Annotated in this window: 10 protein-coding genes; 3 read left to right on the top strand and 7 right to left on the bottom strand. The window is 67.4% G+C overall.

Annotated features, from left to right (window positions below; translation table 11 throughout):
- Positions 1–35 precede the first annotated feature (35 nt).
- Complete coding sequence (locus KCG34_RS22550; protein WP_211937842.1) at positions 36–1,571, bottom strand: spinster family MFS transporter; 1,536 nt, start codon at positions 1,569–1,571, stop codon at positions 36–38.
- Between the two features lie 159 nt (positions 1,572–1,730).
- Here KCG34_RS22550 and KCG34_RS22545 point away from each other — a divergent pair, with 159 nt between their 5' ends.
- Both KCG34_RS22545 and KCG34_RS22540 read left to right on the top strand, forming a co-directional pair.
- The gene (locus tag KCG34_RS22545) at positions 1,731–2,360 is read left to right on the top strand and encodes a glutathione S-transferase family protein (RefSeq protein ID WP_211937841.1); all 630 of its coding nucleotides are present in this window, start codon (positions 1,731–1,733) and stop codon (positions 2,358–2,360) included.
- A 26-nt stretch (positions 2,361–2,386) separates the two neighbouring features.
- A complete protein-coding gene (locus KCG34_RS22540; protein WP_211937840.1) occupies positions 2,387–2,788 on the top strand; it encodes a hypothetical protein in 402 nt (133 codons plus the stop codon).
- A gap of 505 nt (positions 2,789–3,293) precedes the next feature.
- Here KCG34_RS22540 and rpsD read toward each other — a convergent pair.
- The 4 genes from rpsD to KCG34_RS22520 form a co-directional block, all read right to left on the bottom strand.
- Positions 3,294–3,911 carry a 30S ribosomal protein S4 gene (rpsD, locus tag KCG34_RS22535; protein ID WP_211937839.1) on the bottom strand — a complete coding sequence of 206 codons (618 nt, stop codon included), beginning with the start codon at positions 3,909–3,911 and terminating at the stop codon, positions 3,294–3,296.
- A 169-nt stretch (positions 3,912–4,080) separates the two neighbouring features.
- A complete protein-coding gene (locus KCG34_RS22530) occupies positions 4,081–4,569 on the bottom strand; it encodes an RES family NAD+ phosphorylase (RefSeq protein ID WP_211937838.1) in 489 nt (162 codons plus the stop codon).
- Positions 4,566–5,012, bottom strand: a complete 447-nt coding sequence (locus tag KCG34_RS22525) for an Xre family toxin-antitoxin system antitoxin (RefSeq protein WP_211937837.1) — start codon at positions 5,010–5,012, stop codon at positions 4,566–4,568. Before KCG34_RS22525 ends, KCG34_RS22530 begins: the two co-directional genes overlap by 4 nt.
- 57 nt (positions 5,013–5,069) lie before the next feature.
- On the bottom strand, positions 5,070–5,861 hold the full coding sequence (locus KCG34_RS22520; RefSeq protein ID WP_211937836.1) for an RNA methyltransferase: 792 nt from the start codon (positions 5,859–5,861) through the stop codon (positions 5,070–5,072).
- Between the two features lie 134 nt (positions 5,862–5,995).
- Between KCG34_RS22520 and KCG34_RS22515 the strand changes: the two genes are divergently transcribed.
- Complete coding sequence (locus KCG34_RS22515) at positions 5,996–7,210, top strand: NADP-dependent isocitrate dehydrogenase (protein WP_211937835.1); 1,215 nt, start codon at positions 5,996–5,998, stop codon at positions 7,208–7,210.
- A gap of 183 nt (positions 7,211–7,393) precedes the next feature.
- On the opposite strand, the gene alaS is transcribed toward KCG34_RS22515, so the two are convergent.
- Both alaS and recA read right to left on the bottom strand, forming a co-directional pair.
- Positions 7,394–10,039: an alanine--tRNA ligase gene (gene alaS, locus KCG34_RS22510; RefSeq protein ID WP_211937834.1), complete on the bottom strand. Its 2,646-nt coding sequence runs from the start codon at positions 10,037–10,039 to the stop codon at positions 7,394–7,396.
- A gap of 453 nt (positions 10,040–10,492) precedes the next feature.
- Complete coding sequence (gene recA, locus KCG34_RS22505) at positions 10,493–11,560, bottom strand: recombinase RecA (RefSeq protein ID WP_211937833.1); 1,068 nt, start codon at positions 11,558–11,560, stop codon at positions 10,493–10,495.
- Positions 11,561–11,628: the final 68 nt, after the last annotated feature.

Below are 11,628 nucleotides of genomic sequence, written 5' to 3'. Positions count from 1 at the left end.
CCTCCCCCGCCCAATCTGGAAAGCGGGCTGAGCGCCTACGCCTCCCCGCGCGCCGCCCTCGCGTCCGCCAGGGCCTTGGTCAGGCCGAAGGCGCCCAGCAGATAGTGGAAGCCGGCCCAGAGATAGAAGCAGACGCTGACCAGGATCCCCTCGCGGGTGGACTGGGTCAGGGTGGCGCTGCAGAGGGCCTTGGCCGCGGCGTCGGCGGTCTTGGGCGCGACCCCGCCCGGACAGGCCTTGACCGCGTTCAGGGCGCCGCCGACGTCGAACAGATGCGCCAGCTTGCCGACCACGCCCTGCACCGCCGGGTGATTGATGTCGAACTGGGCGAACTGATCGATCAGCCAGCCGGTGAAGGGGGGGCCGCCGCCGAGCGCGATCAGGTTGAGGAAGAACAGCATCAGGGCCGCCGCGGTCGCCCGCCGGCGCACCTCGACCATGTTCTGCACCACCCCGAAGGTCGGGGCGAGATAGGTGTAGTGGAACAGTCCCGGGATCAGCAGCACCAGGGCCGCCGCCTGCCAGGTCGGGCGGGTATAGGCATAGATGTAGATGGGCGTAGCGATGGTCAGGCCGATGGCCGGGGTCAGCGAGTACCAGGCCGGGCTGCGCTTTGACAGGCGGTCGGTCAGGAAGCCGCCGACCAGGGTGCCGAGGCCGGTGGAGATCCCGCCCACAAGGCCGGTGATCAGGCCCACCGTGGCGATGTCCAGGTGGAAGGCCGAGCGGAAATACTGCGGCACGAACTGGCCGGCGCCATAGGCCCCGAACGAGCAGAGGGTGACGCCCAGGATCATGTTCAGCACCGGCCAGGAGCCGAACAGCACCTTGGACACCGCCGCCATCTCGCGCATTTCCTCGGCCAGCCAGTGGCCCTTGGGCGCTTCGACCGCGACCGGGGTCAGCTCGTCGATGTTGCGGGCGGTCTCCGGCGCCTCCAACTCGGAATGGCCGCGGGGCGGCTCGCGCATCAGAAACTTGACCAGGGCCGCGATCAGCACCCCGGGCAGGCCGACCAGGATGAAGGCCATGCGCCAGGAGAAGTTCTGGGCGATCCAGCCCCCCGCGACCGCCCCGAACATGGTGCCGAGCGGGATGCCGAACGAATAGACGCCCAGGGCCGAGGCGCGCTTCTTGGGCTCGAAATAGTCTGAGATCAGCGAGTGGGACGGCGGCGACAGGCCCGCCTCGCCGATGCCCACCCCGAAGCGATAGGCCGCCAGCACCGCGAAACTGCCTGCCGTGCCGCAAAGCGCGGTGAAGCCGGACCAGATCAGCACCGCCGCCGAGATGATGTTGACCCGGCTCTTGCGCTCGGCCAGGCGCGCCAGCGGCACGCCGAGGGTGGTGTAGAGCAGAGCGAAATAGAGCCCGCCCAGAAGGCCGATCTGGGTGCTGGTCAGGCCCAGGTCCTCGCGGATCTTGGGGCCAATGGTGGCGATGATGGTGCGGTCGATGAAGTTGAAGGTGTAGGCGGCCAGCAGCAGGGAGAGCACCAGGCGCTTGTAGCCTTCGGAAAACACCGGCTTGCGCCCGGCCGACGTCGCGCTCGGCGCGGTAGTGGCGTCCATGCGCCCTCCCTCATACGTTCGTTTGATCTTCTTTCGGCCACCTTAGAGCGGCCCGTCGGTCCCTGCCTACCGGTTTTGCGTTTCAGTGGGGTCACGAAGCGCTTGCATCGGCCGGCGGCGGTCGTATGGGACAGCCCTGGCTATTGGAGGAACAGCGGCATGGAACTGATCATCGGCACCAAGAAGTGGTCCACCTGGTCGCTGCGCCCCTGGCTGGCGCTGAAAAAGACCGGCGCGCCGTTCCAGGAGACCCTGATCCAGCTGCGCGAAGTGGGCTTCACTGAGGAGATCGCGCGTCATTCGCCCTCGGGCAAGGTGCCGGCGCTGAAGGACGGCGAACTGCTCTTGTGGGACTCGCTGGCCATCTGCGAGTACCTGGCCGAAAAGTTCCCGGCCGCGAAGCTGTGGCCGGAAGACGCCGCCGCCCGCGCCCTGGGCCGCGCCGCCGCGGCGGAGATGCACTCCGGCTTCGCCTCCCTGCGCGGCGAGTTCCCCATGGACCTGACCCTGAAGACCCAGCTAGACCCCACCGAGGCCACCGCCGGCGACATCCGCCGCATCGTGCGCCTGTGGAGCGACCTGCGCGGGCGTTTCTCCGCCAAGGGCCCGTACCTGCTGGGCGAGTGGTCGATCGCCGACGCCTTCTACGCCCCGGTCGCGACGCGGTTCAGGAGCTATGGCGTCAAGCTGTCGGACTACGGCGACGCGGGCGCCGCCGGCGCCTATTGCGAGGCCCTTTTGAACGAGCCGGCGTTCAAGGAATGGGAGGCGGCGGCGCTGAAGGAGTAGATGGCCGGGTCAGTGAAAGCCGCAGAATGGCTAAGCAGCAGCGCGTCTATGTGCGATTTGTTTGCTATCAGACCGTAGAAGCGCAGCGTCAACGACTTGGCTTGTTCCAAGCGTTGGATCAAGCCCGCAAGTGCGATTTTGCGCCGTCATGGGCGCTGAAGGAGCTCGGTGAGATCTACGACTGGTTCAAGAAGAACCTCGCTGTTCCAAGTCATTTTTCACGTGGCGGTTGGAAGGGTCGCGGGCAACCCGGCTTGTCTTGGTTCAAGCCCGCCGCAAGTGAACATATCCGTCAAATGCACCGCCTGACGCTGGCGCTGGATGCGTGCGGCGTCCACGTCGATATTCTGACTACCCGCGATCCCGGGGAAATCATCTGGCAAGATCAGCACCAAGTGGTGGCGGAGCCAGGCGCGCGGAAGTTCTGACTTCGTGGTGCAAACTGAGTGTCGGCAAAGCCTTGCGAGCAGACCCCACCACCAAATCGCTTGGTTAATCTTGTTTCCATCCCTCGGAGCCGGTCAAGGGGCGCGCAGCGCCCGCTCCGCGGCTTCGCCCTTGACCGGCTCCGAGGGATGGAAAAGCCTGCCTTCAAGCGGTTTGGGTGGGGTGTGGCCGCCGACCTCACGCCGGCGCTCATGCACCGCAAGGACTGCGCCTTATCCCTTCTCCCCTTTGTGGGAGAAGGAGGGGCCCGCGGCGAAGCCGTGGGAGGATGAGGGGACGCGCGGCGATAGCCGCGCAACTGAGGCTCCTCAGCCAATCCAATCGCCGGCGCCGCCCCTCATCCTCCCATTCGCTTCGCGAACGGGCCCCTCCTTCCCCCACAAAGGGGGGAAGGGTTTGGAGTGAGCGCAGTGCCCCTAGAACAAAAAACGCGGCCCAGGTCGCCCCAGGCCGCGCTTTAATCCGTAGTCGGAAATTCCTACCGTCTTACGACGCGTAGAATTCGACGATCAGGTTCGGTTCCATCTTCACCGGATAGGGCACTTCGGCCAGTTCCGGCAGGCGGATGTACTTGGCGGACATGCCCTTGCCGTCGACTTCGATGTAGTCGGGCACGTCACGTTCGGAGGACTGGATGGCTTCCAGCACCAGGGCCATGTTGCGCGAGCGCTCGCGCACCGAGACCACGTCGCCCGGCTTCACGCGATAGGAGGCGATGTTGACGCGCTTGCCGTTCACCAGCACGTGGCCGTGATTGACGAACTGGCGGGCGGCGAACACGGTCGGGACGAACTTGGCGCGATAGACCAGGGCGTCCAGGCGGCTTTCCAAGAGGCCCACCAGGGTCTCGGCGGTGTTGCCCTTCTTGCGGGCGGCGTCTTCGTAGGTCTTGGCGAACTGCTTTTCGGTCAGGTTGCCGTAGTAGCCCTTCAGCTTCTGCTTGGCGCGCAGCTGCAGGCCGAAGTCGGAGACCTTGGACTTGCGGCGCTGGCCATGCTGGCCGGGTCCGTAGGAGCGTTGGTTGATCGGGGACTTCGGGCGACCCCAGATGTTCTCGCCCATCCGCCGGTCGATTTTGTACTTCGCCGATTGGCGCTTAGACATGCTCTAGCTCTTTTCCTACGACGCCCACCGGCTGCCCCACCACTGGGGCGGCGATCTCAACGGCGGTCCGGGCGTCACCCGTCATGCATTTCACCGCCTCCGAGCAGGCCCGGACGCGGGAAAGCGGGGTGTATGACGGCAAGATGAGCGCGAGTCAATCTCGCCAGCGCTAGCCGAACAGCCGCCGGTCCCACCAGACGGGTTGGTGCAGGCCGTGGCGGATGCGCGCCGCGTCGGGGTGAGCGGGGTTGATGACGATGTTCTGCTCCATGCGCGCCACCAGGCTGGGCGCGAGCAGGATCGCCGAGCGCCCCTCCCTGACCCAGGCCTCGCCAAAGGCCTTGGCCACACGGGCGTCGGGCAGGTCCCAGCCGGGGTTATGGCCGACGGAAAACACCTCGTAGGAAACGCCGGCGTCGATGGTGATCTCGACGAAGTGCTGGTTCGGCGGCATCTGGCCGGAGCCGTGCGCCAGCTTCTCCAGCATGGCCGTGGAATAGTGCTGGCTGGCGTAGATCACCGGCGTCGCCGGCGTGTTCCATCGCCCCGGATAGAGGCGCGAGCCGGTGGCGTCATAGATCGGATAGGCGCCGTCCGGGTCGCCGATGCGATAGGCCGTATGCGTTCGGTCGAGAACCTGCGCGCGGCGCGCCGTCACGCCGCCGAGCCATAGGCCAGGCGGCCGAGCACTTCCTCGACCAGCCGGCCGCCGGTTTCGCCATCGAGGACGACCGAAAGCGGCGTCTTGCCGGCCAGCATGGCGTGCGGGTCGCGCAGGAAGCGGCGGGCCGCCTCTTCGCCGCCCCAGACCTCGCAGGCGAAGGCCCAGACCCTGGCCAGTCGCGCCAGCCGCTCGCTCTCCTCCTTGGACATCAAGGCCGCGCCGCCGCCGGCCTGCAGACGACGGCGGGCATAGGTCGCCTTGCTGACCAGGTTGTATTTGAAGCCGCGATCGTCCGGCGCCACCGCCGCGGCAAGTTGATCGGCCGCTTCCAGCGGCAGGCCGCTGTTCAACCGGTCGATCAGGTCGATGGTGGTCATCACGCGGCTGGGCGGGCCGATCCAGGGCGCGCCAGCTTCCGCCAAGGCTCTCAGGGTCATCACAAGGCTCCTCAGCTGAGACGGAATATAGTCTCACCTGAGATCGCCAGCAAGCGCCTACTGAGACCCCTGCTCTTTCGCCGCCCGCTCCGCCGCCAGGCGCGCCAGCACCCGGCCGCGCCCCTTGGTGAGCGCCGTGATCACCCCGCGCAGGGTGCGGACCTCCTGCAAGGTCAGGCGCGAGCGGGCGAAGATGACGCGCAGGTTCCGGACCATCGAGGGTCGCTTTTCCGGGGGATAGAAAAAGCCGGAGGCGTCCAGCTCCTTCTCCAGGTGCTCGTAGAAGCCGATCAGCTCGGCCTGATCGGCCGGCGGGTCCTCGTTGGCGCGGAAGGCTTCGCGCGGCTGGTCGGCCATGGTCATGCGCCATTCGTAGGCGGTCAGGGCCACAGCCTGGGCGAGGTTCAGCGAGCGGAATTTCGGATCGATGGGGATGGTGACGATGGCCTGGGCCAGGGCGATGTCCTGGGTCTCCAGCCCCGCCCGCTCGCCGCCGAAGAGCAGGCCGGTGTTCAGCCCCTGATGCGCCGCGGCGTTCAGCTCGGCCGCCGCTTCGCGGGGTGTGAGGATCGGCAGGCGGGTCTCGCGCGGGCGCGCGGTAGTGGCGTAGAGCAGGTTGAGGCCCGCGACCGCATCCTCCAGCCGCTCGAACACCTTGGCGTCGTTCAGCGGCCAGTCGGCGCCCGAGGCGCTGGCCCAGGCGCGCTCCTGCGGCCAGCCGTCGCGGGGGCGCACCAGACGCAGGTCGGACAGGCCGAAATTGGCCATCACCCGGGCGACCGCGCCGATGTTTTCGGCCAGCTGAGGCTCGTTCAGGATCACGCAGGGGCAAGGGAGCAGCTCGCTCATTCTGTGGCTGATAGCGGGTTTCGCGAGCGCCCGCGAGCGTCTATAGCGATCCGAGTTTCGCGCCGGGACCGGTCCCAGGGCCCCCCTCCCGCCTTCGGCGCGCCCCTATGCAGTCGGCTCAAGCTGGAGCGCCCATGGCCAAGATCAAAGTCGCCAATCCCGTCGTCGACCTGGACGGCGACGAAATGACCCGGATCATCTGGAAGATGATCAAGGACAAGCTGATCTTCCCGTTCCTGGACCTGCAGATCGACTATTACGACCTGGGCATGGAGCACCGCGACGCCACCGACGACAAGGTGACCGTCGAGGCGGCCGAGGCGATCAAGCGCCATGGCGTCGGCATCAAGTGCGCCACCATCACCCCCGACGAGGCGCGGGTGAAGGAATTCAACCTGAAGAAAATGTGGAAGTCGCCCAACGGCACCATCCGCAACATCCTGGGCGGGGTGATCTTCCGCGAGCCGATCATCTGCAAGAACGTCCCGCGCCTGGTGCCGGGCTGGACCCAGCCGATTATCGTCGGCCGCCATGCCTATGGCGACCAGTACAAGGCCACCGACTTCGTGGTGCCGGGTCCCGGCAAGCTGACGATCCGTTTCGAGGGCGCCGACGGCAAGGTGATCGAGCACGAGGTGTTCGAGTATCCGGGCGCCGGGGTGGCCATGGCCATGTACAACCTCGACGACTCGATCAAGGACTTCGCCCGGGCCAGCCTGAACTATGGCCTGAGCCGCAAGTACCCGGTCTATCTGTCGACCAAGAACACCATCCTGAAAGCCTATGACGGGCGCTTCAAGGACATCTTCCAGGCCATCTACGAGACGGAGTTCCAGGACGACTTCAAGGCCGCCGGGATCACCTACGAACACCGCCTGATCGACGACATGGTCGCCTCGGCCCTGAAGTGGTCGGGCGGCTTCGTCTGGGCCTGCAAGAACTACGACGGCGACGTGCAATCGGACACGGTGGCCCAGGGCTATGGCTCGCTGGGCCTGATGACCTCGGTCCTGATCACCCCGGACGGCGCAATCATGGAGGCCGAGGCGGCCCACGGAACGGTCACGCGCCACTATCGCCAGCATCAGCGCGGCGAGAGCACCTCGACCAACTCGATCGCCTCGATCTTCGCCTGGACGCAAGGGCTGAAGCACCGCGCCAAGCTGGACGGCAACAGCGACCTCGCGCACTTCGCCGACACCCTGGAGAAGGTCTGCGTCGACACGGTCGAGAGCGGCTCGATGACCAAGGATCTCGCCCTCTTGGTCGGCGACCGCCAGGGCTGGCTGAGCACCGAAGGCTTCATCGACAAGATCGCGGCGAACCTGACCAGGGCGCTGGCGGCTTAAAATTCCCTTCCCCCCTTGCGGGGGAAGGAGGGGCCCGCCCGCGAAGCGGGTGGGAGGATGAGGGGTCGCGCCGGCCCCTCACTTCTTTTGCGCGCTGCTTTCTCGGAGAGGGCAGCGCAACCCCTCATCCTCCCATGGCTTCGCCATGGGCCCCTCCTTCTCCCGCAAGGGGAGAAGGGTTGATCATCCCGCCAGCGCGGCCTTGACCGCCGCAACACCCTCGGCCGCCTTGACGCCGTCGGGGGCGCCGCCCTGGGCGAAGTCGGGCTTGCCGCCGGCGCCCTGGCCGCCCATGGCGACCACCGCCGCCCGCGCCAGATCCGCCGCGTTGAAGCGGCCGACCAGGTCCGCGGTCAGGGCCACGGCGATCGAGGCCTTGCCCTCATTCACCGCCGCATAGGCGACGATCCCGTTGCTGGCCAGGCGCTTCCTCGCTTCGTCGACCAGGGGGCGCATGTCCTTCGGGGACACGCCCTCGACCACCCGGCCGTCGAACTGCACCCCGGCGATGGTCTCGACGCTGGAGGCGCCGCCGCCACCGCCCATGGCCAACTGCTTCTTGGCTTCGACCAGGTCGCGCTCCAGCTTACGGCGTTCGGCCACCAGGGCGTCGATCCGCGCCGGGACCTCGGCGACCGGGACCTTGAACTGGTCGGCGAGCGCCTTGGCCACCGCCGCCTGGTCCAGCAGGAAGCGGCGCGCGGGCTCGCCGGTCAGGGCCTCAACGCGGCGGATGCCGGCCGCAACGCCGCCCTCGCTGACGATCTTGAACAGGCCGATGTCACCGGTGCGGCCCACATGGGTGCCGCCGCACAGCTCGACCGAATAGGCGCCCTCGCCCTCCAGCGCCCGGCCGAGGGTCAGGACGCGCACGCTGTCGCCGTACTTTTCGCCGAACAGGGCCACGGCGCCCGCGGCGATGGCCTCGTCGGGGGCCATGACCTCGGTCCGGGCCAGCTGGTTCTGGCGGATCACCGCATTGACCTCGGCCTCGATGCGGTCGAGCTCGTCGGGGGTCAGCGGGCCGCCGTGCGAGAAGTCGAAACGCAGGCGCTCGCCGTCGACCATCTGGCCCTTCTGGGCCACGTGCGGGCCCAGCACATGGCGCAGGGCCGCGTGCAGCAGGTGCGCGCCGGAGTGGTTGGCGCGGGTGCGCAGGCGCCGCTCGGCGTCCACCGCCAGGGTGACCTTGTCGCCGACCGCGAGACGGCCCTGCTTGATCTCCAGGGTGTGGGCGAACAGGTCGCCGGCCTGCTTTTGCGTATCGACCACCAGGGCGCGGCCGCCGGCCCACTCCACCTCGCCGCGGTCACCGGCCTGGCCGCCGCTCTCGGCGTAGAAGGGGGTCATGTCGAAAAGGGCTTCGACGGTCTCGCCGGCCTCGGCCGCGTCCACCACGGCGCCGTCCCTGACCAGGGCCAGGGTCTCGCCCGCGCCCGAGATGTCGTCGTAGCCCGTGAACATGGTGGCGCCCAGGCGATCGCGCAGGGCGAACCATTCGGCCGACTGGGCGGTCTGGCCGGAGCCGGCCCAGCTCTCGCGCGCCATCTGCCGCTGGCGATCCATGGCGGTGTCGAAGCCTTCCAGGTCGACGGTCAGGCCCTTGGCGCGCACCGCATCCTGGGTCAGGTCGAGGGGGAAGCCGTAGGTGTCGTAGAGCTTGAAGGCGGTCTCGCCGGAGAGGACGCCGCCGGCGGAAAGGCCCGCCGTCGCCTCTTCCAGCAGCGTCATGCCGCGGCCGAGGGTGCGGCGGAAACGCTCCTCCTCCTGGCGCAGGGTCTCGACCAGCACCGGCTGGGCGCGGACCAGTTCGGGATAGGCCGCGCCCATCTGCTCGACCAGGGCCGGGACCAGGCGGTGCATCAGGGGGTCCTGGGCGCCCAGGATGTGCGCGTGGCGCATGGCCCGGCGCATGATCCGGCGCAGGACGTAGCCGCGACCCTCGTTCGAGGGGGTGACGCCGTCGGCGATCAGGAAACAGGACGAGCGCAGGTGGTCCGAGATCACCCGGTGGCTGGGAGCGTGCTGCCCCTCGGCCTTGACCCCGGTCAGCTCGACGCTGGCGGCGATCAGGTTTTTGAACAGGTCGATCTCATAGATGCTGTGCACGCCCTGCATGATGGTCGAGAAGCGCTCGAGCCCCATGCCGGTGTCGATCGAGGGCTTGGGCAGCGACACGCGCCCGCCGTCGGCGGACTGGTCGAACTGCATGAACACCAGGTTCCAGAACTCCATGAACCGGTCGCCGTCCTCGTCCGGCGAGCCGGGCGGGCCGCCGGCGACAGACGGGCCGTGGTCGTAGAAGATCTCCGAGCAGGGGCCGCAGGGGCCGGTGTCGCCCATGGACCAGAAGTTGTCGCTGGTCGGGATGCGGATGATGCGGTCGTCGGAAAAGCCGGCGATCTTGCGCCACAGGACCGGCGCCTCCTCGTCCTCGGCGTAGACCGTGACCAGCAGGCGATCCTTGGGCAGCTGGAAATGCTTGTCGATCAGGGTCCAGGCGAACTCGATCGCGCCTTCCTTGAAATAGTCGCCGAAGGAGAAGTTCCCCAGCATCTCGAAGAAGGTCAGGTGGCGGGCGGTATAGCCGACATTGTCCAGGTCGTTGTGCTTGCCGCCGGCGCGCACGCACTTCTGCGACGACACCGCCCTGGGCGCAAAGCGGGTCTCGGCGCCGGTGAAGATGTTCTTGAACGGCACCATGCCGGCGTTGACGAACAGAAGCGTGGGATCGCTCTGCGGCACCAGAGGCGCGGACGGCGTCACGGCGTGCCCATTGTCCCCGAAATAGTCCAGGAAGGTGCTGCGGATCTCTTTCAGGCTAAGCATAGCGGCTCCGGCGTCGGACGAAGGACCCGTCCGCGTTACATAGGTTTCAGGCCTCCATATAGAAAAACCGGCCCCGCGTCGCCAAGCTGCGTTTGGATGGGCGCGCTCCGGAAGCGTGCGGCGTCGTCTTTCGCTAGGGCGGTCGAGATCGGATGGAATAATATCCGCTCATCCCGGCGAATGCCGGGACCCAGATCATAAAGCTCCAGACGGTCGCCAATTTCTTCAGGATCCAGGTCCAAAGCCTGCGCCATAGGATCTGGGTCCCGGCATTCGCCGGGATGGGCGGTTGAGGAGGGGCGCTGGCCCAAGATTCGACCTGTCCCGAAACGAAAAGGACGCCCAGGGCTCGGGGGGGCCCGGACGTCCTTCCATCGCTGCGGCCGTGCGGGGTTCGCTTCGGCGACTGGCGGGTCAGCGGGATCCGCCGAAACGAAGCGGCCGCGGCGAAGCCTATTCCACGTCGTCCGGAGGCCCGCCGACCAGGAGTTCCTCCTCGATCACGTCGGCCTTGCCGCGCACGGCCTTTTCGATCTCGGCCGCCATGTCGGGATTGGCTTTCAGGAACTCGCGGACATTGTCGCGGCCCTGGCCGATACGCTGGCTGTTGTAGGAGAACCAGGAGCCGGACTTCTCCACCACCCCGGCCTTGACGCCCAGGTCGATGATCTCGCCCAGCTTGGAGATGCCCTGGCCGTACATGATGTCGAACTCGACCTCGCGGAACGGCGGGGCGACCTTGTTCTTGACCACCTTGACCCGGACATTGTTGCCGATGATCTCGTCGCGCTGCTTGACCGAGCCGATGCGGCGGATGTCGAGGCGGACCGAGGCGTAGAATTTCAGCGCATTGCCGCCGGTGGTGGTCTCGGGACTGCCGTACATCACCCCGATCTTCATGCGGATCTGGTTGATGAAGATCACCAGGGTCTTGGCCTTGGAGATCGAGGCGGTCAGCTTGCGCAGGGCCTGGCTCATCAGGCGGGCTTGCAGGCCGGGCAGGCTGTCGCCCATCTCGCCCTCGATCTCGGCGCGTGGCGTCAGGGCCGCCACAGAGTCGATCACGATCACGTCGACCGCGCCCGAGCGCACCAGGGTGTCGGTGATCTCCAGCGCCTGTTCGCCGGTGTCGGGCTGGGAGACCAAGAGGTCATCCAGATTGACCCCCAGCTTGTGGGCGTAGGAGGGGTCCAGCGCATGTTCGGCGTCGACGAAGGCGGCGGTGCCGCCGGCCTTCTGCACCTCGGCCACCACGTGCAGGGCCAGCGTGGTCTTGCCCGAGCTTTCCGGCCCGTAGATCTCGACGATCCGCCCCTTGGGCAGGCCGCCGATGCCCAGGGCCAGGTCCAGGCCCAGCGACCCGGTCGAAACGGACTCGATCTCGACGATCTTGCCCTTCTCGCCGAGCTTCATCACCGAGCCCTTGCCGAAGGCCTTGTCGATCTGGCTCAGCGCCGCTTCCAGCGCGCGCCGCTTGTCCGCGTCATCCCGTCCCACGAGTCTCAACACCGTCTGGTTCATTTGCGATCCGACCTTATCCCACGATTCTCGCCGCCGCCCGGCCGCGTCGCCCACCGGCCATCGCCCGC

Source organism: Phenylobacterium montanum, from assembly GCF_018135625.1.
Lineage (GTDB): Bacteria > Pseudomonadota > Alphaproteobacteria > Caulobacterales > Caulobacteraceae > Poindextera > Poindextera montana.
Note: the sequence above shows the minus strand (reverse complement) of the source record. Positions and strands in the feature narration are given on the sequence as shown.